This window comes from Streptomyces sp. NPDC046915, assembly GCF_040644935.1.
GTDB lineage: Bacteria > Actinomycetota > Actinomycetes > Streptomycetales > Streptomycetaceae > Streptomyces.
Genome location: NZ_JBEYXB010000026.1, coordinates 38,539 through 61,214 on the forward strand (window position 1 = coordinate 38,539; position 22,676 = coordinate 61,214).

General features: G+C 75.3%; 22 protein-coding genes. 19 read left to right on the plus strand and 3 right to left on the minus strand.

Translation table 11 applies throughout. The annotated features are described in order from the left end of the window. Window positions 1-168 precede the first annotated feature (168 nt). The 17 genes from ABZ915_RS41645 (at window position 169) to ABZ915_RS41725 (ending at window position 18,779) form a co-directional block, all read left to right on the plus strand. Complete coding sequence (locus tag ABZ915_RS41645) at window positions 169-405, plus strand: acyl carrier protein (protein WP_361814315.1); 237 nt, start codon at window positions 169-171, stop codon at window positions 403-405. Further along, entirely contained in the window at window positions 381-3,644 is a 3,264-nt protein-coding gene (locus ABZ915_RS41650; RefSeq protein WP_361814317.1) for an amino acid adenylation domain-containing protein, read from the plus strand. The genes ABZ915_RS41645 and ABZ915_RS41650 overlap by 25 nt, the downstream gene beginning before the upstream one ends. 3 nt (window positions 3,645-3,647) lie before the next feature. Continuing rightward, window positions 3,648-5,189 carry an amino acid adenylation domain-containing protein gene (locus tag ABZ915_RS41655; RefSeq protein WP_361814319.1) on the plus strand — a complete coding sequence of 514 codons (1,542 nt, stop codon included), beginning with the start codon at window positions 3,648-3,650 and terminating at the stop codon, window positions 5,187-5,189. Then, window positions 5,186-5,968 carry an SDR family oxidoreductase gene (locus tag ABZ915_RS41660; RefSeq protein WP_361814321.1) on the plus strand — a complete coding sequence of 261 codons (783 nt, stop codon included), beginning with the start codon at window positions 5,186-5,188 and terminating at the stop codon, window positions 5,966-5,968. The genes ABZ915_RS41655 and ABZ915_RS41660 overlap by 4 nt, the downstream gene beginning before the upstream one ends. A 7-nt stretch (window positions 5,969-5,975) precedes the next feature. Further along, the gene (locus ABZ915_RS41665) at window positions 5,976-7,250 is read left to right on the plus strand and encodes a glutamate-5-semialdehyde dehydrogenase (RefSeq protein WP_361814323.1); all 1,275 of its coding nucleotides are present in this window, start codon (window positions 5,976-5,978) and stop codon (window positions 7,248-7,250) included. Between the two features lie 87 nt (window positions 7,251-7,337). Next, window positions 7,338-7,691: an acyl carrier protein gene (locus ABZ915_RS41670; RefSeq protein WP_361814325.1), complete on the plus strand. Its 354-nt coding sequence runs from the start codon at window positions 7,338-7,340 to the stop codon at window positions 7,689-7,691. Next, window positions 7,688-9,088 carry a TrpB-like pyridoxal phosphate-dependent enzyme gene (locus tag ABZ915_RS41675; protein ID WP_361814327.1) on the plus strand — a complete coding sequence of 467 codons (1,401 nt, stop codon included), beginning with the start codon at window positions 7,688-7,690 and terminating at the stop codon, window positions 9,086-9,088. The genes ABZ915_RS41670 and ABZ915_RS41675 overlap by 4 nt, the downstream gene beginning before the upstream one ends. Beyond that, the gene (locus tag ABZ915_RS41680; protein ID WP_361814329.1) at window positions 9,085-10,263 is read left to right on the plus strand and encodes an acyl carrier protein; all 1,179 of its coding nucleotides are present in this window, start codon (window positions 9,085-9,087) and stop codon (window positions 10,261-10,263) included. Before ABZ915_RS41675 ends, ABZ915_RS41680 begins: the two co-directional genes overlap by 4 nt. A 49-nt stretch (window positions 10,264-10,312) precedes the next feature. Continuing rightward, window positions 10,313-10,573, plus strand: a complete 261-nt coding sequence (locus ABZ915_RS41685) for an acyl carrier protein (protein WP_361814331.1) — start codon at window positions 10,313-10,315, stop codon at window positions 10,571-10,573. After that, the gene (locus ABZ915_RS41690) at window positions 10,570-11,787 is read left to right on the plus strand and encodes an acyl-CoA dehydrogenase family protein (protein ID WP_361814333.1); all 1,218 of its coding nucleotides are present in this window, start codon (window positions 10,570-10,572) and stop codon (window positions 11,785-11,787) included. Before ABZ915_RS41685 ends, ABZ915_RS41690 begins: the two co-directional genes overlap by 4 nt. Next, window positions 11,780-12,877 carry an acyl-CoA dehydrogenase gene (locus ABZ915_RS41695; protein ID WP_361814335.1) on the plus strand — a complete coding sequence of 366 codons (1,098 nt, stop codon included), beginning with the start codon at window positions 11,780-11,782 and terminating at the stop codon, window positions 12,875-12,877. The genes ABZ915_RS41690 and ABZ915_RS41695 overlap by 8 nt, the downstream gene beginning before the upstream one ends. Further along, window positions 12,874-13,563, plus strand: a complete 690-nt coding sequence (locus ABZ915_RS41700; protein ID WP_361814337.1) for a 4'-phosphopantetheinyl transferase superfamily protein — start codon at window positions 12,874-12,876, stop codon at window positions 13,561-13,563. The genes ABZ915_RS41695 and ABZ915_RS41700 overlap by 4 nt, the downstream gene beginning before the upstream one ends. Beyond that, a complete protein-coding gene (locus tag ABZ915_RS41705) occupies window positions 13,560-14,510 on the plus strand; it encodes a hypothetical protein (protein ID WP_361814339.1) in 951 nt (316 codons plus the stop codon). Before ABZ915_RS41700 ends, ABZ915_RS41705 begins: the two co-directional genes overlap by 4 nt. Further along, entirely contained in the window at window positions 14,500-16,089 is a 1,590-nt protein-coding gene (locus ABZ915_RS41710; protein WP_361814341.1) for an amino acid adenylation domain-containing protein, read from the plus strand. Before ABZ915_RS41705 ends, ABZ915_RS41710 begins: the two co-directional genes overlap by 11 nt. Before the next feature lie 61 nt (window positions 16,090-16,150). Beyond that, window positions 16,151-16,687, plus strand: coding sequence for a flavin reductase family protein (locus tag ABZ915_RS41715; protein WP_361814343.1), 537 nt, complete (start codon window positions 16,151-16,153; stop codon window positions 16,685-16,687). Next, the gene (locus ABZ915_RS41720) at window positions 16,684-17,976 is read left to right on the plus strand and encodes an MFS transporter (protein WP_361814345.1); all 1,293 of its coding nucleotides are present in this window, start codon (window positions 16,684-16,686) and stop codon (window positions 17,974-17,976) included. The genes ABZ915_RS41715 and ABZ915_RS41720 overlap by 4 nt, the downstream gene beginning before the upstream one ends. Then, on the plus strand, window positions 17,973-18,779 hold the full coding sequence (locus ABZ915_RS41725) for an alpha/beta fold hydrolase (protein ID WP_361814346.1): 807 nt from the start codon (window positions 17,973-17,975) through the stop codon (window positions 18,777-18,779). Before ABZ915_RS41720 ends, ABZ915_RS41725 begins: the two co-directional genes overlap by 4 nt. Here ABZ915_RS41725 and ABZ915_RS41730 read toward each other — a convergent pair. The 3 genes from ABZ915_RS41730 to ABZ915_RS41740 form a co-directional block, all read right to left on the minus strand. Beyond that, on the minus strand, window positions 18,766-19,578 hold the full coding sequence (locus ABZ915_RS41730) for a BTAD domain-containing putative transcriptional regulator (RefSeq protein WP_361814348.1): 813 nt from the start codon (window positions 19,576-19,578) through the stop codon (window positions 18,766-18,768). The two genes, ABZ915_RS41725 and ABZ915_RS41730, sit on opposite strands and share 14 nt — an antisense overlap. A gap of 112 nt (window positions 19,579-19,690) precedes the next feature. After that, on the minus strand, window positions 19,691-20,227 hold the full coding sequence (locus ABZ915_RS41735) for a hypothetical protein (protein ID WP_361814350.1): 537 nt from the start codon (window positions 20,225-20,227) through the stop codon (window positions 19,691-19,693). Between the two features lie 345 nt (window positions 20,228-20,572). Further along, window positions 20,573-21,529: a helix-turn-helix transcriptional regulator gene (locus tag ABZ915_RS41740; protein ID WP_361814352.1), complete on the minus strand. Its 957-nt coding sequence runs from the start codon at window positions 21,527-21,529 to the stop codon at window positions 20,573-20,575. A 226-nt stretch (window positions 21,530-21,755) separates the two neighbouring features. On the opposite strand from ABZ915_RS41740, the gene ABZ915_RS41745 reads away from it, so the two are divergent. Together ABZ915_RS41745 and ABZ915_RS41750 are read left to right on the plus strand one after the other, a co-directional pair. Beyond that, window positions 21,756-22,238, plus strand: coding sequence for a hypothetical protein (locus ABZ915_RS41745; RefSeq protein WP_361814354.1), 483 nt, complete (start codon window positions 21,756-21,758; stop codon window positions 22,236-22,238). Between the two features lie 182 nt (window positions 22,239-22,420). Further along, a complete protein-coding gene (locus tag ABZ915_RS41750) occupies window positions 22,421-22,663 on the plus strand; it encodes a helix-turn-helix transcriptional regulator (RefSeq protein WP_361814356.1) in 243 nt (80 codons plus the stop codon). Window positions 22,664-22,676 lie beyond the last annotated feature (13 nt).

Here is a 22,676-nt window from a genome sequence, read left to right on the forward strand (position 1 = left end):
CTCACCACCGGCGCCTGACGTCTCGCTCACCGACGGCTACCGGATCACTAGCCGCGCAGGTCGGCGGGGGTGTCCGGACACCCGGTAGCCGGTGAGGACCGGATCGTTAGGACGGGCTGATGTGCTGGTCACCGAAGCCGGATCCCGCAGAAAGGGCGGTTGCTCCGCATGACGACCACCACAGACGTCCTGGCCTCCATCACCCGCCGGGTCGGGGACCAACCGATGAGCGAGACCAGTGAGTTGACGGCCCTCGGCGTCGACTCCCTGCTGCTGCTGCGCATCATCACCGACCTGGCGGCGGACGAGAACCAGGAGATCGAGCCGCACGACCTGGCAGGGCTCGTGACCGTCGGCGACCTGACGGAGTTCGTCGGCCGGTGGAACGGCGGGCCGCGCCCGTGACCGCCCTCGACCTGCGCCAGGAGACGTCCGCGACGCGGACCGACGGGCACGGCGACGTGCTCCCCCTGACCGACGCCCAGCGCAGCCTGCTGTTCATCCAGGAGGCCGCCGCCCGCAAGGACCTCTACAACAACAGCTTCCGCATCGTCTTCGACCGGGAGCTGGACGCCGACGCGCTGCACGCCGCCCTGGAGCGGCTGGTGCTGGTGCAGCCGGCGCTGCGCACCGAGTTCCGCACCGGCCCCGACGGCCCCGAGGCCCGCATCGCGCGGGACGTCCCGCTGCCCTGGGAGACGCTCTCCCACGACGGCGGCACGACGCCGTGGGAGAGCTGGCTGGAGGAGCAGACCGAGCGGTTCGTGCGGCTGCCGCTGGACCTGTCCCGCGCGCCGCTCGGCCGGTTCCGGCTGCTGACGTCCGCGCCCGGCACGCCCGCCCGGTCGGCCCTGCTGGTGACGGTGCACCACACCGTCAGCGACGGGGTGTCCGTCCGGGTCCTCGTCGACGAGATCTGCGCCGGGTACCGGCTGGCCCTGGGCCGCGCGGCCGCCGACGGGGACACCGAGGACCCGGCCGCGCTGGCCCGGTCGCGGGAGCGGACGCTGCGCGCGGAGCTGACGGCGCAGTGCGCCGCGGCGCGGGCGGCGGTGGCCGCCGGGGAGGCCGACGCGCTCGCCGGACCACTGGCCGGCGTGGCCCCCACCACGCTGTACCCGGTGCCCGGCCGGCCGCAGGACACCGCCCACCGGGCGGAGCGGCTGCGGCTCCAGCTGGACCGGACGGAGCGGGCGCGCGTGGAGCGGGCCGCCCGCGACCTGGGCACCACGCCGTACGCGCTGCTGCTGGCCTGCTACGCGCTGCTGCTCGGCGACTACGCCGGCACCGGGGACGTCCTGGTGGGCAGCCCGTTCGCCACCCGGCGCACGGTGGCCTCGCACCAGTTGTGCGGCTTCTTCGTCAATACGCTGCCCATGGCGCTGCCCGCCCGCGACGTGCCGTTCGAGGAGCACTGCCGCGCGGTGTCGGCGACGGTGCGTGAGACGCGGGCCCGGCAGTCCGTGCCGTTCGACGCCCTGGTGTCCCGGCTGGCCCCGGAGCGTTCGGGCAACCGCAACCCGGTCTTCCAGTGCATGTTCGCCATGCAGGACGAGCTGCGCACCCGGGTGGCGCTGATGCCGTGGATCGAGGGCCGGATCGAGATCCTGGAGAACGGCTCGGCCAAGTTCGACCTGTGGCTGGGCGCGACGGCGGTCGAGGACGGCCTGCGGATCGAGCTGGACCACGACCAGGACCTGCTGCCCGCCTCCTACGCGCGGCGCTTCCTGGCCGAGTACCGGGAGCTGCTGCTGCGCGCGGTCGAGACGCCGTCGGCGGGCACCGCGAGCCTGCTGTCCGGCCTGAGCGTGCGGCGCTGCACGAACGCCCGGGTACTGCGGCGGGGCGCCGCCGGGAACACCGACGCGCCGGGCGGTCTGCTGGGCCTGGTGCGCGAGGCCGCGCTCCGCCACCCCGGCGCCGTCGCCGTGCGGCAGCCGGACGGGGCGGAGGTCACCTACGCGGAGCTGCTGCGGCGCACCGAGCGGGCCGCCACCGGGCTGGCCGGGCGCGGAGCGGGCCGCGGCGACACCGTGGCGGTCGTCCCGGGCGACCTGGTGGAGACCGTGGTGGCGATGCTCGCCGTGCTGTGGCGCGGCGCGGCCTATCTGCCGCTCGACACCTCGCTGCCCACCGAACGGCTGGCCTACATGATCGAGCGGTCCGGCTGCCGCTTCGTGATCGGCGACCGGGACGCGGTGCCGGACGGGCCGCCGCGCGCCACCCCGGCGTTGCTGGAGGCCGAGGCCGGTACGGCGCCGGCCCCGGAGGCGGCGGACGGCACGGACCCCGTCTACATCATGTTCACCTCCGGCTCCACCGGCCGCCCCAAGGGCGTGCACATGGGCCAGGGCCCCCTGGTGAACCTGCTGCACTGGCAGCTTCGCGAACTGCGGATGGACGCGCGGAGCCGGTTCCTCCAGTACGCGCCGCTCGGCTTCGACGTCTCCTACCAGGAGATCTTCCCGACGCTCGCCTGCGGCGGCACGGTGGTCGGGCTCGGCGCCGTGGACCGCAGGGACCTGACGGCCGTGGCCCGCCTCGCCGAGCGGGAGGAACTGACCCACGTCTACCTGCCGGTCGCGGTGGCCGGGGCGTTCGCCGGCGCGGTCGAGGAGGCCGGGCTGGACCTGCCCACCGTGCGGTACGTCTGTGTCTCCGGTGAGCAGCTCAACCTGGACGAGCGGCTGCGCCGGCTGCTGGCCCGGGACACCGGACGCGAACTGGTCAACCTGTACGGGCCGACCGAGACGACCGCGGTCACCTGGCACGTGGTGCGCGGCGACGACCTGCCCGCGCACGACCACGTCCCCGTGGGCCGTCCGGTGCCCGGCGTGGACGCCCATCTGCTCACGCCGGACGGCCGCGACGTGCCGCCGGGCGCGGTGGGCGAGCTGTACCTGGGCGGGGTGTGCCCGGCGGTCGGCTACATCAACGACGCCGAGCGCACCGCGGCGGCCTTCCTGCCCGCGCCGGACGCGCCGCCCGGTTCCACCGCACGGGTCTACCGCACCGGTGACCTGGCCCTGCTCGCGGAGGACGGCGCGCTGGTCTTCCTCGGCCGCCGCGACGCGCAGGTCAAGGTGCGCGGGCACCGGGTGGAGCTGGGCGAGCTGGAGTCCGCCGCCGAACGCCTGCCCGAGGTGGGCGAGGCCGTGGCGGCGGTGCTGGGCAGCGGCGAACAGGCCGCCCTGTGCCTGTTCGTGCGCCCGGCAGGCGGGGCGGCGCCCGAGGAGCCGGCCGTCCGCGCCCATCTGGAGCGGATCCTGCCCTCCTACATGCTGCCGCGGCACGTGCGGCTGATCGACGCGGTGCCGCTGACCCCGAACGGCAAGGTCGACCGCACGGCCCTGACGACCGCCCTCCAGGCGGGCCGGCTGCGCACCGCCGAGCCCGCCGGGGCGGCGGCCGGGTGGGAGCCGACCGGGTCCGAGCGCCTGATCCGCGACCTGTGGGCGACGCTGCTCCCCACCGCGCCGAGCGGCCCCGACGAGTCGTTCTTCGCCCTGGGCGGCAACTCCTTCGACGTACTGAAGCTGATCGCGGCACTGCGCGAGACCACCGGCCGGCCCCCGTCGATCGGCGACTTCTTCCGCCGGCCGACCGTCCGCGCGCTCGCCGCCCACGTGGACGGGGGTGCGTGAGCGATGGCAGACAGGACGGACCTGCCGACGACCCTGGACGCGATCGAGGAACGGGTCCGGCGCACCCCGGACCGTACGGCGGTGATCTGCGGCGACGCCCGGCTCGGCTACCGCGGGCTGTGGGACGGCGCACAGGCCGTGGCGCGGGCGCTGGCCGCCCGGGGGCCGGTCCGCGGGGCCGTGGTGGGGGTGCTCGGCCCCGGCAACGAGCGGTTCATGACCGCCGTCCTCGGCTGCTGGCTGGCCGGGGCGTCGTGGACGCCGCTGGACCCGGCGTGGCCCGAGGAACGTCAGCGGCATGTGCTCGCGGACACCGGCGCACCGCTGGTCCTGGCCACCGGCGGGACCGGGGTCCCGGCCCGGCTGCACGGGGCGCCGGTCCTCCGGGTCGCCGAGGCGATCGCGGAGGCCGCGCCGGACGACGGCCCGCTGCCCGGACGTCCCGGCCCCGGCGACCAGGCGTACGTGATCTACACCTCCGGCTCGACGGGCACCCCGAAGGGCGTGTGCGTGGACCACGGGCCGCTGGCGGCGCACCTGGCGGGCGCGGTGGAGGCGTACGGCCTCGCCGACGACGACGTGCTGCTGTCCTTCTCGGCGCCCGCCTTCGACGCCACCGTCATGGAGATGTGGGCGGGTCTGGTGGCCGGCGGCACCGTGCTGCTGCGCGGTGCCGCGCTGTGGACCGGTCCGCAGCTCTTCTCCCGGGTGCGCGCGCACAAGGTCACCTACGTGGGATGCACCACCGCCTACTTCGAGACGTTCTTCGGCGAGGAGCTGACGGCCCGGGACGTCGAGCTGCTGAGCGGACTGCGCGCCGTGTTCTTCGGCGGGGAGGCGCCCAGCGCGGCGGTGCTGCGGCGGTGGACGTCCGGCCCGCTGGCCCATGTGCCGCTGTGCAACGGCTACGGCCCCACCGAGGCGGTGATCGCGGCCACCCGGTACTGGATCCGGGAGGGCTGGGACGGCGGGGACCAGGTGCCCATCGGCACCTGTGTGCCGGGCCACGAGGCCGTGGTGCTGGACGCCGAGGGCCGTGAGGTGCCGCCGGGCTCCAGTGGCGAGCTGTACCTCGGCGGGGTGTGCGTGGCGCGCGGCTATCTGAACCGCCCGGACCTGACGGCCCAGCGGTTCGTGACCCTCCCGGGACGCGAGGGCGTGTACTACCGCACCGGAGACCTGGTCTCCCGGGCCGGCGCGGACCTGGTGTTCCTGGGGCGCGTCGACCGGCAGGTGAAGATCCGCGGCTTCCGGATCGAGCCGGAGGAGATCGAGGTGGTGCTGCGCGGCCTGCCGCGGGTGCGCGGCGCGGTGGTCGGCGTCGGCCGGGGCCCCGGCGGCCGGGACCGGCTGGAGGCGTACGTCGTACCGGAGGACGCCGCCGTGCCGCAGGACGAGTTCACCGACCGGGTGCGCCGGGCGCTGCGCGGCCGGCTGCCCGTCTACATGGTCCCCGAACTGATCAGGGTCCTGGACGAGTTGCCGCTCGGCGCGACCGGCAAGGTCGACCGCGCCCGGGTGCTGGCGGGGGCGGGGGAGGCATGAGCACCGCCACCGAACCGGCCCCGGTCACCGGCAGGGTCGCCGCCGGCTCCCTGGCCCTGGTCAGCGGCGGCACCCGGGGCATCGGGCGGGCCCTGACCGAGCGTCTGGCCCGCCGCGGCCACCAGGTCGTCGCCCTGTACGTCGCCGACGAGTCGGCCGCCCGCGCCGCCGAGGCCGCCCTCGGCCCCGCCGTCCGGGCCGTCCGCGCCGACGTCACCGACCCGGACGCCGTGCGCGCCGCCGTGGCGGACGCGGTGGAGCGGTACGGGCCGCCGCGGGTCGTGGTCAACAACGCGGGCGTCAACATCGACAGGCCCTTCCTGGAGAGCACCCCCGCCGAGTGGCACACGGTGATCGGCACCAGCCTCTTCGGCGCCCTGAACCTCACCCACGCGTGCGCCCCGCACATGCTGGACGAGGCCGGCGGCAGCGTCGTCAACATCGGCGCGACGACCGGCCTGCGTCCCCGCACGGACGGTGCCGCCTACTGCGCCGCGAAGGCGGCCCTGCTGCACCTCACCAAGTGTCTGGCCCTGGAACTGGCGCCGGCGGTCCGGGTCAACTGCCTCATTCCCGGCTTCACCTGGACCGACGAGGTCGTCACCAGGTTCCGCCTGGACGACGAAGCGGCACGCGAAGCCGTGCTGCGCCACATCCCGCAAGGACGAATCGCCTCCACCGCCGAGATCGCCGACGCCCTGGAGTTCCTCGTGGACTCCCGCAGTTCGTACGTCACCGGGCAGAAGCTGATCGTCGACGGCGGCCAATTCATGTGGTAGGGAAATCATGATCGAAGAAGCCGCCCGCGCGGCCCGTGCGGCCTGCGTGCAGGCGCCCGCCGTCGGGGACCCCGCCTATCAGGAGTACTGCCTGCGGCTTGCGGACCAGTTGCGTACCCGCTGGTCCCGCATCCGCAAGGCCAACGAGGAGGACGTCGCCGCCGCCGAGGCCCGCGGTCTGCCGCCCACGCTGGTGGACCGGCTCCGGCTCGGCGACGCCCATCTTCAGGTGCTGACCCGGCTGACCGAGCAGGTGCACGAGGCGCTGCCGCAGGTCACCGCCCCCGGCCCGGAGAGTCCGGCCGGCACCTGGGGCAGCCGCCGCCAGGTGCGCAAGCCGCTCGGCGTGGTCCTCATGGTGTACGAGGCCCGGCCCACGGCCACCATCGAGGGCGCCCTGCTGTGCGTCGCCACCGGCAACGCCGTGCTGCTGCGCGGCGGCAAGGAGATCGCGGCGACCAACGCCGAGCTGGCCGAGGCGATCCGCGCCGCCTGCGCGCAGGCCGGGCTGCCCGAGGCGCTGGCCACGGTGCTGGACGACCCGGACCGCTCCCAGCTGCGCTGGCTGCTGGCCCGGCCGGACGCCGTGGACGTCCTGGTCCCCCGGGGCGGGCCGTCGCTCGTCGACTACTGCCGTACCGCGGGCAAGCTGCCGGTCATCGCCAGCGGCGGCGGGGTCAACCACCTGTTCGTGCAAGCCAGCGCCGACCTGCCGCTGGCCGCGTCGATCGCCCTCAACAGCAAGATGACCGAGCCGACCGCCTGCAACGCCCTGGAACTGGTCCTGGTCGACCGCGCGGTGGCCGGCGACTTCGTGGCGCACCTGCGCGAGGCGGCCCGCCGCTGGGCGGGGCCGGTGACGCTGCGCACGGACCCGTCGCTGCCGGCCCTGCCCGACCCGGAGGGCGCGGCGGCCGACGGGCTGTACGAAGAGCCGCTGGCCGACCACGACTTCGGCCGTGAGGTGCTGGAACCGGCGATCGGTGTCCACGTCGTCGACGGCCTGGACGCGGCGGTGGCCCACGTGCGCCGCCACGGCTCGGGGCACACCGAGGGCATCGTCGCCACCGACGAGGCGGCGGTCGCGGCCTACACCGGCGCGGTGGACGCCGCCGCGCTGATCGTCAACGGCTCCCTGCGTCTGCACGACGGCCCGACCATGGGCCTGGGCCCCGAACTGTCCATCTCCACCGGCCGGCTGCACGTGCGCGGCCCGGTCGCCCTCGGCTCCCTGCTGACCACCCAGTGGGTGGTGCGGGCCCGGGGCGCGCTGCGCACCTGACGGCCCGCCCCGCTCCCCCTCTCCTTCCGCTCCCCCCTCATCGAACCGGCCCGCGCACCGCCCCGGGCCGAGAAGGGCGCACCCCGCATGTCCAGCGAACCGAATGTGTCCGTCGTACCGTCCGTGTCCTCCGCATCCTCCGCGTCCTCCGTGCCGGAGCGCGACCTCATCGCCGCCGCCGTGCGGCGCCTGGTCGTCACCGAGTCCCGGCTGTCCGTGGACCCCGCCACGATCGCCGAGGAGGAACCCCTCAACGGCGCCCTGCTGAAGGTCAACTCCCTGGGTTTCCTCGGCATGCTGATCCGCCTGGAGGACGACCTGGGGCTGGCCCTGCCCGACGACCTGTTCGTGGGCCGCAGCTTCGCCACCGTGCGCGACCTGATCGACCTGGTCGACACGGCCGCCACGGCCGCCACGGCCGCCGCGGGGAGCGCCCGATGAGCGCGCCCGTCACCGAGCGCGCCGCCGCGGCCCCGGCCGTCCCCGCCGCCGGGGTGCCGGGCAGCTGGCGCAGCGTCCTGCCGCACCTGACCACCGAACTGCCCGCCGACCTGCCGCCGGAGAGCCCGGCACCCGGCTCCGGCATCCACATCAACCTGCCGATGGAGCTGATGCGGCAGAGCCTCCAGCCCCGGGAGTTCTGGGACATCCCGCAGGAGGTCGCCGAGGCGTACCGCTCGTTCCGCCCCACCCCGCTGTGGCGGGCCCGCGGCTTCGAGCGGGCGATCGGGGCCCGTGTCCCGGTCTGGGTCAAGTACGAGGGCGGCAACATCTCCGGCAGCCACAAGCTCAACACGGCGCTGGCCCAGGCGTACTACTACAAGCGGGCCGGGGTGACCGAGCTGGTGACCGGCACCGGCGCCGGCCAGTGGGGCACGGCGATGGCCGCGGCCTGCGCGATGTTCGGCCTGCGCTGCACGGTCTTCATGGTCGGCTCCAGCCTGGCCAAGAAGCCCTACCGGGGCGTGCTGATGCGGATGCTGGGAGCGCGGGTGCACGCCAGCCCGAGCACCCTGACCGCGGTGGCCGCAGCCGACGACGGCAGCCAGGGCAACAGCCTCTCCCTCGCCATCGGCGAGGCCGTCGAGTACGCCCAGACCCACGACGGCGCCGCGTTCTGCATCGGCAGCGGCGAGACGTACAGCATCCTGCACCAGTCGGTCATCGGCCTGGAGAGCGAGGAGCAGCTCGCCGCCGCCGGCACCTCGGTGGACGCGGTGGTGGGCGCGGTCGGCGCCGGCTCCAACTTCGGCGGCATCGCCCTGCCGTTCCTCGCCTCCGCCCGAGCGGCCGGCGCCGAGCCGCCGCGCCTGGTGGCGGCCGAGTCCGCCGCCTCGCCCAAGCTGAGCCAGGGCGTGTACGCGTACGACAAGACCGACGCGACGGGCACCGGCCCGCGCGAGGCGATGTACACCATCGGCAGCGACTACCGCATCCCCGACTCCCACTCCGGCGGGCTGCGCTACCACGGCGCCGCCAAGCTCGTCTCGGCGCTGCGGCACTCCGGGGACGTGGAGGCCGTGGCCGTCGGGCAGGTGGAGGCGCTGGAGGCGGGGCGCAGGTTCACGCTCTCGGAGGCGGTGCTGCCCGCCCCCGAGTCGGGACACGCGCTCGCCGTGGCGGCCCGGCTCGCCGCCGGGGAGGAGGCGCGCGACCTGCCCGACGGCGTGCTGGTCTGCCTGAGCGGACACGGCTACCTCGACCTCGGCGCCTACCAGCAGCTGCTGGCCGGCGAACTGGCGGACAGCGCGCCCGACCCCGCGGGACTGCGGGACGCGGTGCGCGGCCTGGCCCGCATCGAGGACGGACCGCTGACGGCGGCGGGAGGCCCGGCATGACCACCGTCCTCCCCCAGGACGCCGCGGCGGCGGCCGGGCCGCACCCGTTGCCGGCACCCCAGGTGCGGGCCCCGCTGCTCGACTGCCTCCAGGCCAACCTGGCCGTCCTCGCCGACCGTCACCACGGCCCGGACACCCATCTGCGCCTGGGCGCCGTCCTGCGCTTCGCCCCGGCCCCGCGCGGACCCGGCGGTCTGCCGACCGTCGAGCCCACGGTCGCCGGCCAGCTCGCCGCGGCCGCGGAACTGCTCGGCCTGGCCGTCGACGAGTACGGGACGCGGCCGCCCGGCACGGCAGCGGACGGGGCGGCGGAGCCGGCGTACGTCGTCGCGGACGCCTTCCACCTGCCGTGGGTGCCGTACCACGGGCACAAGCACGTCGAGCACAGCTTCCTCGTCGAGGCCGGCGCGGACGGCGTGACGGTGACCGACGCCTACCACAACGACACCCCGTGGGGCCCGGCCCGCCCGTTGCGCCAGGTCCACGCGCCCGGTCGACTGGACGCCCTGCTGGCGGAGCTGCCGGCGGACACCGTCACCGTGCGGCTGTCCGCCCGCCCGCCGGGGCCCGCCCCGGCACCGGTGCACGAGCCCGCCGACGGCGCGGCGATCGACGCCTATGTGCGGGCCTACGCCGATCACGAGGACCGCGTCCTCGCCCTGGAGCGGTTCACGCTGGAGACCTGGCTGCTGGCCCGCGCCCGGCACCTGCACGCGGAGTACGCCGCCCACCTGGCGGGCGGCGGGCGGGGCGAGGCGGTGCGCGCGCACCTGGCGCGGTGGGACGGCGTGGTCGAGCACACCTACCTCGCCTACCGCCGGGTGGCACGCGGCCGGGCGGAACCGGCCGGGCTGTTCGAGCGGGCCGGCGAGGCCCTGCGCGCGGACGCCGAGGTGTTCGGCGGGCGGCGGCCCGAGGACCTTCAGGACGAGGTGCGCGCCGTCGTCGCGGCGGTGCTGCACGTGTCCGAGGACGCCCTGGTCGTCGGGGCCGGCGGTTTCGACGGAGACCTCAGCCGGCTCCCGGAGTTCGGTTCGATGCGCATGGTCGAGGTCGTGGAACGGCTGGAGCAGCGCTTCGCCGTCGAGTTCGCCCCCGAGGACCTGATGCCGGAGAACCTGCACCGCGTGGCCGATCTGTGCGCGCTGATCCGCCGGTCACCCGCCGCCCGCTGACCGCCCCTCCTCCTGTTCCTCCCTCATGCCAAGAAAGGCACTGATCACGATGGACGCACGCTTCGTCGAGACGCTCACGCCGTTCCTGCCGTTCCTGCACGGCGACACGATCACCGAGGACACCCCCCTGCGCACCTACGGGCTGGACTCCATGCAGGCCATCGAGCTGATGTTCGCGCTGGAGGACACCCTCGGCGTCGCCCTGCCCGACGAGGCCCTGGTCGAGGAGACTTTCACCACGGCCGGCAACCTGTGGCGGGCCACGCAGGCGGCGCGGGACACCGCCACGGTCGCCGCGGAGTCGGTGTGAGCGCCCCCGCGCCGGCCGCGGCCACGCCGGCCGTCCCTACGTCCTGCGGGCTGTCCGCGTCGCTGCGCGCCGAGGTCGACCAGGTGGCCGCCCTCGCGGGCCGGCATGCGGCGCACGGCGACGAGCGGGCCGAGTTCCCCGTCCCTGTGCTCGACGCCCTGCGGCCCCGGCTGCTCGGGCTGCTGGTGCCCACCCGGCACGGGGGCCCCGGCGGCAGCGTCGACGACCTGATCGACATCACCATCGAGCTGGGCCGCGCGGACATGTCCACGGCCATGGTGTTCGCCATGCACTGCCAGCAGGTCGCCGCGATCGCCGGGCACGCCGGCCCGCGGCTGGCCGGGGAACTGCTGCCGGAGATCGCCGCCGGGCGGATGTACCTCGCCTCGGTCACCACCGAGGCCGGCAAGGGCGGCCACCTGCTCTCCGCGCGGGCCGAACTCGGCGCGCGGGACGGCCGGCTGGAGATCGACCGGTTCGCCCCCGTGGTGACCGGCGGGATGCACGCCGACGGCTACCTCATCACCATGCGCAGCCCGCACGCCCGGTCCGACGGCGAGGTCTCGCTGGTCTTCGCCCACCGCGACCAGCTGGAGGTGACACAGCGCGGCACCTGGAACCCGCTGGGCATGCGCGCCAGTCACAGCACGGCGCTCCAGCTCACCGGCCGGGTCCCCGAGGACCAGGTGGTCGGGGAGCACGGCGCCTTCCGGCGGATCGCGATGAACACCTTCGGGCCGCTGGCCCACCTGGGCTGGTCGGCGGCGTGGCTGGGCACCGCGAGCGGCGCCCTGTCGCGGGTGGTGTCGGAGCTGCGCGGCGGCTCCGGCCGCCGCCGCTCCGACCTCTCCTCCGAGCTGCTGCTCACCCGGCTCTCGACCGCGCGCCAGCGCCTGGACACGGTGCACGCGATGCTGCGGCACACCGCCGGCGCCGTCCGCCGGGCCGTCGAGGAGGGCGCGGACCTCTCGCACCCGCGCCACCAGCTCCTCGTCAACGCCCTGAAGCTGACCGCGTCCGAGCAGTGCCACCGGGCCGTCGACGACCTGGTGACCGCGGTCGGGATGCGGCACGGCTACCTCAAGGACTCCCCCACCGGCCTGGAACGCTCCCTGCGCGACCTGCGGTCGGCCGCGCTCAACTACAGCAACGACCGCCTCCACCTGGCCGACGGCCGGCTCGCCCTGCTCGACCAGGAGGTGCGCTATGCCTGACGAGGCGGCCGGCGTCCTGCCGCCCGGCCGGGACGCCCGGGAGGTGCTGGCAGGCCTGGCCCGTGCCGGCCTGCTCGACCGGCTGTACCCGGCCGGTCCCGCCGGGGAGATCGACGCGGTGCTGCTGCGCCGGCTGCTGGGCGCCGCCGACGCGCGGGGCCCGCAGGGGCTCGTGCTGTCCCTGCTCGTCCAACTGGCCACCGCCCTGCCGCTGCTGGCGCAGACCGCGTCGTCGCCGGTGGCGGAGAAGGTGCTGCGCTCCGCGGCCGAGGGGCAGGACCTGCTCGCGCTGGCGGCCACCGACCAGCAGGCCGGCTCGGACCTGGCCGGAATGGCCACCCGGGTGGACCTGACGGCGGCGGACACCGACGGCGGCACCGTCGTCCTCGACGGCGTCAAGCGCTGGGTGACCTCGGCCACCACCGCCGACCACGCCCTGGTCCTGGCCCGGCACCGCCCCGGCCGCCACTTCACCAGCTTCACCTGGCTCCTCGTCCCGCTCTCCGCCCCGGGCGTGACGGTGTGTCCGGCCGACACCCCGCTGTTCGCCGGGTCCGGCGTCGGCCACGTCACCTTCTCCGGGTGCCGGCTGGACCGCGATCACCTCCTGGGGCGGCCCGGCCGGGGCCTGGCCCTGTTCGCCCGGAACATCGCCGTGGAACGGCTCGCCTCGGCCGCCTGGGGCACCGAACTGTGCCGCCGGGTGCTCGCGGACACCGCGACGCGGCTCGCCGGACGCACCGTCGACGGCACCCCGCTCGACCGCAACCCCGCCGTACGGCAGCGGCTCGCGGAGTGCGCCGTGCGGGTCAGCGCGCTGGACGCGCTGTGGACGGCCTCGCGCGAGCGGATCACCGGCCGGCGGGACGCCACCGCCGCCGCGGTCCTCAAGGCGGCCTCCGGCGCCACGGTGGAGCACGTGCTCACGGTCTGCGCCCAGCTGTGGGGCGCGGACGGGTTCGCCGCCGGCGGCATCCAGCAACTGCGCTCCGAGGCCGCGCTGTTCGGCATCGGTGGCGGCGCGACCGAGGTCGTGCTGGACACCGTGGCCGACCGGCTGGTGCCGCTGGTGGAGGGGCTGGCCGCATGACCGGCACCGCGCTGCGCACCGCGCCCCCGCGGGCCGCGGGACCCCGGGGACGGCTGCTCGCCGAGGCCGCCCCGGGGGTGTGGGTGGCGCTCGCCGACGGCTGCCCGCCCCACGGCCGGCTCACCGAGCGGGACCTGGCCGACGCCGCCGCGCTGCCCCCGGTGCGCGCCGCCGAACGCCTCGCCGCCCGGCGGGCGTTGCGCGGACTGCTCGCGGCGCGCTTCCCCGCGGCCCGGAACGCCGACGTCGTGTACTCCGCACACGGGCGCCCCGCCCTGGCCGGCTGGCCCGGGCTCGGCATCAGCGTCAGCCACGACGGTGACGCCGTCGCCGCCTGCGCCGCCCTCGGCCACGCGGTCGGGCTCGACGTGCAGCACGCGCCGCCGTCGGTGGCGGACGCCCTGCTGCGCCGCTGCGCGCGCGACCGCGCGGAGACGCTGATCCGGCTGCCGTCAGGGCCGCGCGCCGAGGAGTTCGCCTGGCTGTGGACCGTACAGGAGGCGTGCGTGAAGGCGGCGGGCACCGGCCTGGCCGGCCGGCCGTGGTCCATCGACGTCCCCCTCCCGGCCACCCGCGGCACCTGGGGCCCCTACCGCTGGACCAGCCTGCGCGGCCGCACGACCGTCCCGCTGAGCATCGCCCACACCGCCCTGCCGGACCCGAATCCCGCACCGGAGACACCATGACCACCGAAGCCGCCGCGCCGGAACTGAGCTGCTACACGGCCGCGCTCCTGCCCTATCTGAAGACGGAACGCCCGTCGGCGCACACCGAGTTCGCCGCCGCGATCCGCCTGGCGGTGCGCACCGACCCCACCGAGGGCGGGATGGCCTTCTCCCACCACACGCGGATCGACGTCGACGCGCACGGCACCGGCCTCACCCACCGCTCGGCCGCCGCCTGGGAGACGGCGCGGGCGGCGCTGGCCGGGGAGGCCGCCCGCCGCGGCCGGCTGATCGCCGTCGGCAACACCCGGTACCTGCCCTGGTCCCCGGCGTACGGCGGAACCGAGACCCCGCACTGGCTGCTCGTCGAGGCCCTGGCGGACGGCCGCTGGGCGGTGCGCGACCCCTTCCAGGCGCTCACACCGCACGGCGCCCACAATCCGTGGGCGGGCACCCTGACCGACGCCGAGCTGCGCACCGCCCTGACACCGCCGGCCGCCCTGACCGGGCAGGCCGCCAACCGGGACCGTTACGCGCTCGGCGAGGAGGACGCCCCGGCGGATGCCGGGGAGTACCGCTGGCTGGAACGGGCCGCCGCCGTGCGGCGACCGGTCGGCGCGGGCCACTGGGTGCACGGCGACGCCGCCCTGCGGCACGTCGCCGCACGGGTGTGCGGGGACCCGCGGGCCCTGGCCGCGCACGCCGACGACCTGTGGACGGCGGCCCGCCACCAGCGCTACCGGCTCGCCGCCCTGGGCGAGGGTGCCGGCGCGCCCGAGGCCGTGGGCCGGGCGGCGGCCGCCTGGGCGGAACTGCCGCGCGCGGCCCGCTTCGCGACGGCCTCCGCCGACCGCGGCCGGCCACGCCCCGCCGTGATCGAGCGGGCGTTCACGGAACTGCTCGACGCCCTGCGGGACCTGGAGACGACGGCCATCAAGCGGACGGAGGACCTGAGCCATGAGCGATGACAGCGTGACGAGCACCCCGGCCGGTGACGGCACGGCGGCGGACGCGGCCCCGAGCGGCCTGTACGGCCGGTTCGCGGCCACCGCGCGCCGCCATCCGGACACGGTCGCCCTGGAGGTCGGGGGCGAGACCTACACCTACCGGCGGCTGGAGTCGCTGGCCGGCCGGCTGGCCCGGCTGCTCCTCGACGTGCGCGGCGGCGCCGTGCCCCGGCGCGTGGGGCTGCTGGCCTCCCGCACCGTCACGGCGTACGCGGGCTACCTCGCGGTGCAGCGCCTGGGCGCCGTCGTCGTACCGCTGGGCCCGGCCTTCCCGGTGGCGCGCACCGCGGACATCGCCGCGCGGGCCCGGCTCGACCTGGTCCTGGCCCAGCCCGACCAGGCTCAGGCGGCACTGCCGGTGCCGGTCGTCACTCCGCTCGCCGAGGGGCCGGACGACGTGGCGGACCGCCTCGCCCCGCCGCCCCGCCCGGTGGCCGCGGACGACGTGGCGTACGTGCTGTTCACGTCCGGCTCCACCGGCACCCCCAAGGGCGTCCCGGTGCGGCACCGCAGCGTCGAGGCGTATCTCGACCACGTCGTCCCGCGCTACGGCCTCGGCGTGGGGTCGCGGCTGAGCCAGACCTTCGACCTCACCTTCGACCTGTCCGTCTTCGACCTGTTCGGGGCGTGGGCGTCCGGCGGCACCGTCGTGGTGCCCGGCCCGCACGACCTGCTCGCCCCGGCCCGGTTCGTGGCCCGTGAGGACATCACCCACTGGTTCTCCGTGCCCTCGGTCGTCTCGCTCGCCGCGCGGCTGCGGCAGCTCGCCCCGGGCTCCATGCCGCGGCTGCGCTGGAGCCTGTTCTGCGGCGAGCCGCTCACCCACGCCCAGGCGGCGGCCTGGCGGGCCGCGGCACCGGCGGCCGTGACCGAGAACCTGTACGGCCCCACCGAACTCACCCTGAGCTGCTCCCAGTTCCGCCTGGACGGTGCCGCCGGCCCGGAGGAGGCGGGGGTGGCGGTGCCGATCGGCACGCTGTATCCGGGCCTGGACCACCTGGTGCTGGACGAGGACGGGTGCCCGGCCGCCGAGGGCGAGCTGTGCGTCCGCGGCGTCCAGCGCTTCCCCGGGTACCTCGACCCGGAGGACAACCGGGGCCGCTTCGTCCGGTACGCGGACGGCAGGGCCACCGTCGTGACGGACACCGCGCCCCCGGAGCCCGGCCTGTACTACCGCACCGGCGACCGGGTGCGGGTGAGCGGGGCGGGCCTGGTCCATCTGGGCCGGCTCGACCAGCAGGTGAAGATCCAGGGCTACCGGGTCGAACTGGGCGAGATCGAGGCGGCGTTGCGCGCCGTGCCCGGGGTCCGGGACGCCGTCGTCCTGGCGTTGCCGGGCACCGGCGGACAGACCGGTCTGGCCGCCGCCTGCACCGGCGACGCCGTCGACCCCTCCGTGGTCCTCACCGCGCTGCGGTCCCGGCTGCCCGCGTACATGGTCCCCGCCTCGCTCACGGTCCTGGACGCCCTGCCGCTGAACGCCAACGGCAAGACCGACCGCACGGCCCTGCGGCGCGCCCTGGACGCCGGCAGCCGATGACGGCTCCGGTACCGAACCCGCCACAGAACCCGCCGCTCCCCCGCCTGGAAGGAAGTTCCCGATGACCGCGCTCACCGCGGAGACCACCGCCCCGGGTCCGGTGCCCGAGGGCGCCGGCTCCGTCCAGCCGGCCGAGTTCCGGGAGGCGATGACCCGCTTCGCCACCTGCGTCACGGTGATCACCGCCCATACGGGCACCCGCCCGGTGGGCTGCACCGCCACCGCGGTGTTCTCCCTCACCGACCGCCCGCCGACGCTGGTCGTGTCGCTCGCCGCGGGCAGCGGCACCCTGCGCGCCGTCCGGGCGGCGGGCGGCTTCGCGGTCAACGTGCTGTCGTGGCAGCAGCGCGCGCTCGCCGACCGCTTCGCGCGGCTGCCCGCCGAGCGGCGCTTCGACCAGGTGCCCTACGACACGGTCGAGGGCGCCCCGCTGCTGGCGGGCACCGTCACCGGCGCCGTGTGCCGGGTGGCGGACTGCGTACCCCTGGACGACCACGTCCTGGTCTCCGGCCGGGTCCTGCACACCCGCACGCGCGAGGACCTGACGCCCCTGGTGCACTTCGCCCGCCGCTCCTCGCCCCTGGAGTCGTGCGTATGACCACCGCACCCACCCCGGCCCCCGTCGCCGGCACGGCCGCCCGCCCGGAGCGGACGGGTCCGCGCAACACCTGGCTGCTGACGGTCTTCACCGCCGTCACCAACCTCGCCGACGGCGTGACGAAGCTCGTCGTCCCGCTCATGGCCGCCCACGTCACCGGCTCGCCGCTGGCGGTCTCCGCCGTCACCCTGTCGCTGACCCTGCCCTGGCTGCTGACCTCGCTGCACGTCGGCGTCCTCGTCGACCGCTTCGACCGGCGGCTGCTGCTGTGGCTCGCGGACGGGGTGCGGGCCCTGTCGGTGGTCGTGCTGATGGCCGCGGTGGCCCGGGGCGGGGCGGGCGTGCCGCTGCTCTTCGCCTGCGGGCTGGTGCTCGGCATCGCCGAGGTGGTCGCCCTGACCGCCGCCGCGTCCCTGGTGCCGGCCGCCGTGGCGGGCCCCGGCCGGGAGCGGGCCAACGCGTGGATGGCGGGCGCGGAGACCGTCTGCAACCAGTTCGCCGGGCCCCTGGTGGGCGCGGCCCTGCTGGCCGCGGGCACGGCGGCGGCGCTCGGCGCGACGGCCGTCACCTATGTGCTGGGCACGCTGATCCTGCTCCCGCTCGTCCCCCTCGCCGGCCGGTTCCGGGCCGACGGGGCCCCGGCCGGCCCGGTCCGCTCGGTGCACGGCGACATCCGGGCGGGCCTCGCCTTCCTGTGGGGCAACCGGCTGCTGCGCACCATGGCGCTGACGCTGACCGTGATGTGCGCCTGCTGGGGTGCCTGGATGGCGCTGATCCCGCTCGCCGCCACCCGGTCCATGGGCGCCGACGACGGCGACTACGGGGTCCTGATGAGCGCCCTGGGCCTGGGCGGTGTGGTCGGGGCGGTGACCGTCGGCCTCGTCAACCGGGTACTGGGCCGCAAGGGGGCGATGTTCGCCGACCTGCTCGGCACCCTGGTGCTGGTCGCCACGCCGTGGCTGACGTCGTCGCTGGTGCTCAACACGGGGGCGGCGTTCCTCGGCGGGATGGGCGGCGTCCTGTGGTCGGTCAACTCCCGCACCATCGGGCAGTCGCTGGTGCCGGACGCGCTGCTGGGCCGCTACACCGCCGCGCTGCGCATGTTCAGCTGGGGCGCGCTGCCGCTCGGTTCGGCCCTGGCGGGCGCGCTGGCGCAGGCGGCCGGCCTGTCCGCGGCCTTCGCGGTGTTCTCACTCGCGGCGGCCGGCCTGATCGTACCGTTCCTGCGGTGGATGCCCGCCGGGGAGCTGACCGCGGAACCGACCGCCCGAGGGAAGGACCGACCATGAGTGTGCACACCGGGGAACAGCGCGGCCAGGACCTCTGGCTGCGCCGCTACGTGCTGGCCGGGGAGCCGCGGCCGGCGACCCTCGTCTGCCTGCCGCACGCCGGCGGGGCGCCGACGTTCTTCCGCCCGTGGGCCGAGGAGCTGGCCGGCTCGCTGGACGTGGTGTCGGTCTGCTACCCGGGGCGCCAGGACCGCTTCGGCGAGCCCTGCGTCACGAGCATGCCCGTGCTGGCCGAGGAGGTGGCCGCCGCGCTGCTGCCGCTGACGGACCGGCCCCTGGCCCTGTTCGGGCACAGCATGGGGGCGGCCCTGGGCTACGAGGTGGCGCGGCTGCTGCGCCGGGCGCACGGCCGCGATGTCGCCCACCTCTTCGTGTCGGGGATGGTGCCGCCGCACCTGGTCCCGCCGGGGCGCCGGCATCTGGAGGGCGACGAGGCACTGCTGGCCGACATCCTGGAGCAGGGCGGCACGGACGCGGCGCTGCTGGCCCACGAGGAGTTCCGCGCCTTCCTGCTGCCGGCCATCCGCGGGGACTACCGGCTGATGGAGACCTATGAGTTCAGCGGCCCGGACCGCGCGCTGGCGGCCCCGGTCACCGTGTACTACGGGCGGCAGGACAAGGACGTCTCGGCCGCGGCGGCCGGCGAGTGGGCGCGGCACACCAGCGGGCCCACCGAGGTCGTCGACTTCCCCGGCGGGCACTTCTATCTCCAGGACGTGCTGGGGGCGCTCACGGCGGACGTGGCGCGGCGGGTGCCGGCGTCGGGCCACGGGTCCCGGCCGGCCGCCCTCAGCCCGCGCTGAGCAGGCGGGAGCCGGGGCCGGGCAGGGTGAGGTCGGGGCTCTCGGCGAGGACGGCCGCGTGCAGCTCGCGCAGCCTCGGCGAGGGCTCGATCCCGATCTGCGCCACGAGGCGGTCGCGCAGCAGGCGGTACGCCTCCAGGCACTGGGCCACCCGGCCGGACCGGTAGAGGGCGAGCATGTACTGGGCGTGCAGGTTCTCGTGGGTGGGGAAATACACCGTCAGACTGCGCAGTTCGGGCAGGAGTTCGTGGTGCAGGCCGAGGCGCAGCTCCGCCTCCACGCACTTCTCCAGCAGGGTGACGCGGCGCTCCTCCAGGCTGGTGGCGTGGGCCTGGATGCGCGGGCCGGCCGGGGTGTCCCCGAGGACCGGGCCGCGCCACAGGCTCAGCGCGTCACGCAGCGCGAAGGACAGTTTGCGGTCGTCGTGGGCCAGTTCCGCCTGGCGGGCGAGGCGCAGCCGGTGCTCCAGGTCGTGCAGGTCCAGGTGGTTCTCCCCCAGGTGCAGGGCGTAGCCGCCGTGCCCGGTGACCAGGATCTGCTTGGCGGCACGCAGCGAGCCCACCGCGGGCACCTTCGCGAGGGCCTGGCGCAGGTGCAGCACCCGGGTGTGCAGGCTCTGCACGGCGGAGGGCGGCATCTCCTCGGGCCACAGTTCCTCGAGGCAGATGTCCTGTGGCACCGGCTGGTCGGCGTGGAGGACGAGCAGCGCGAGCAGGCTGCGGGTTTTCGGCGCCGTGGGCAGGGCCCGGCTGCCGCCGCCGTCGCTCAGGGCGAGCGGTCCAAGAACGGAGAACTTCATGCGACCCACCTTTCGTGACGACAGCGATCGTCGTCGGCGGGCGGGCCGCGAGCCAGTCACGGGTTCGCGGTCCCCCGCGTGATGGCGGGCGGCCGGCCGGGCCGGGCGGCGGTCACCAGGCGGAGTCGTGCAGCGAGAGCACCTGAAGGACGCAGGGGGCGTGCACCCCGCCGAGGGCGTAGCGGAGTCCGGCGGGCACGTAGAGGGCCTCGCCGACCCGCAGCCGCAGGTTCAGGACCTTCTCGGCGGCGGTGGGTTCCGGTGTACGCGGCTCCAGGTGCACGCGGCAGTCGCAGCCGCCCCGTACGGGGAGCAGGACGAGGTCGGTGGTGGCTGTGTCGCCGTTCCGCTCCGCCCCGGCCGGCAGCAGGACGAGGGAACTGTGCACCTCGCAGCTGAGCAACCGGCCCAGTTCCTCGGAGAGTTCGGCGGCGCGGGCGAGTCCGGGCGGGGCGGGCGGCGGGGTGCCCGGCGCGGCCCCGGCGGCCGCCTGGGCCAGGTCCGCCACGGAGGACTCGGCCACCAGGGACTCCACACCGTCCGGCCAGACGAGGGCCGGACCTCGGTCACGGTTGACCGACAGGCACAACGCCAGATCCCGGGCGAACACCTCCAGGGGCGACCTGCCGGCGACTGGAGCCGATTCCATGTCCACGTCCTGATTCCCCCTCGTCGCGCCTTCCGCCGACGTGCCGTACGGCCGTGACGGACACCCTGGACGCCCGCCCGGCCGACGGGCCGGCGTGGGTGCTCCGCGGTTCGGGTCACCCGTGAGCGGAGGCACGCTCACACCGTGCGTCACAGGGCGTGCGGCACGTCCCGGGGGAAGGACACGATCTCCCGTCCCCTCCGGCACGTGGCCACGGGCGCGTGCGGATCTTGGCTCCGGCGCGCTCCCGCGTGCTCGAACTCTCGTACGTCGGAGCGTCCGGCGGTAGTCCCGGACTCACGGTACCGAGACCCGGGGCGAAGGGGACCCACTCGGGGCGGCGTCTCAGCTTTCGCCGGTGCCGAAGTTCTCGGGGTCGGTCAGTCCGCTGCGCGCGGCCAGGACGCCCGCCTGGAAGCGGCTCTCCGCGCCGAGTGTCTCCATGATGTCCGCGATGTGCTTGCGGGCCGTGCGCAGCGACATGCCCGTGCGGCGGGCGATGGTCTCGTCCTTGAACCCGGCGGCGAGCAGCCGCACGATGGTCCGGTCGATGTCCTTGGCGACCAGTTCGAGCCCGTCGACGGCCGCGTCGGAGAACGGCTCGGCGACGGACCACGTCTGCTCGAAGACCTCGCACAGGTAGTGCACGAGGGACGGCTCGCGCACCACCACGGCGCCCCAGGAGTCGCCCTGGTCGGGCACGAAGGCGATCTTGCGGTCGAACACGATCAGCCGGCCGAACAGCTGGTGGACGGTGCGGTACTCGGCCCCGAGCGCGGAGACCGTGGCGATGTAGGCCTGGCTGGGGCCGTTGAAGCGGGCGGTGTGGTGGTAGAGGGTGCGCATGCGCACGCCGCGGGCGAGCATGGCGGTGTCCCGGCCGAGCGCCTCCTGGAGCACCGCGGGGTCCCGCTGGCCGCCGGGCTGGCTGGTCAGCATCTCCTCGGTGCACTCGGCGGAGGCCCGGTTGAGGGCGGCGCGCACCTCCTCCAGGCGCGGTACGACCTCCACGTCGGCGGAGGCGTGGCTGAGGCTGTCCATGTAGTGGCCGCGCAGATCGGAGAACCGCTCCCGGATGCGGTGCAGTTCGGCCTGCTGGGTGCGGATGACGGATTCCAGTCGGCCGGTGACGACCGCGCCGACCAGATCCGGGTCGACCGGCCGCAGCCGGGCGGGGTCCTCGGAGTCGGCCTTGAGCAGGCCCATGCCGGTCAGGGAGAGCAGGGCGGCGTCTATCTCCTCGCGGTCCAGGCCGAGTTCCCGGGCGGCGCGGTCCCGTTCCAGGCGTTCGTTGCGGGCCACCCAGCGATAGAGCGTCGCTTCCCGTTCGTTCGGCCGTATCGACGGATCGGTTGAGTAGCTTTCGTCCGCTATGAACACTTCCGACCCCTGTTCGTCTTGCTGCCCGGCAGCTTGGTGAGCAGCGTCATTCGTAGTCATGGCCCCGCTCCCACGACAGTCTTGAAGCACCAGATGAACGGAACCGCCCGACCAGTTCCCTTCCTAAGCAAGCGTCAGGAGTGCCCCGATGAAATCCCTTCGTTCCTGCCTCGTCGCCCTCGCCCCGCTGAGCGCGATCATCGCCGTCGGACTCTGCGGAGTACAGGCCGCCTCGTCCCAGGACGTCCGCCCGGCCTCCATGACGGCCGCCGGTACCGACGACAGCGGCTGGGGCCACCGGATCGCCACGAAGGCGGTCACGGCCGCCGAGCGTGACGGAGACAGCGGCTGGGGACGCCAGGCACCCGCCCACGACGAGACGGTCGCTGTCGCCGGTACCGACGACAGCGGCTGGGGCCACCGGATCGCCACGAAGGCGGTCACGGCCGCCGAGCGTGACGGAGACAGCGGCTGGGGACGCCGGGCACCCGCCCACGACGAAACGGTCGCCGTCGCCGACACCGACGACAGCGGCTGGGGCCACCGGACAACCGCCGCGAAGGCGGTCACGGCCGCCGACGATGCAGCGGTCACGCCCGCCCGCACCGACGACGACAGCGGCTGGGGCTGATCCGCCGGTCACGCGCGGCTCGCACTCGAGTCAGGCCACCACACTCAGTCCGCACCCTCGATTGTCCGTCTACAAAACCCTCACACCTTAACTCGGGTGAGTGGTCTGCCCATTCAGTCACCCCGCGCCCGAGCCGTCGAGCCGCCGCACCGTACGGCACCGCCTGCCACGAAAGGCCCGCCATGAGTTTCGTCACCGTGGAAGTCCTGGACACCCTCAGCGATCGCGAACGCGAAGTGCTGTCGTACCTGGCTGAGGGCTACACCTACCTCTCCATCGCCCGGCGCCTGAACCTGAGCCCCCACACCGTGGACACCTATCTGCGCCGGATCCGCGGGAAGACGGGGATCAGCAACCGGGCACACCTGATGATTCTCGCCCTCGAGGTGTCGCAGAAAGTTGGCCTGAACCTGACGCAGCCATGAGCGGCGCCACGGC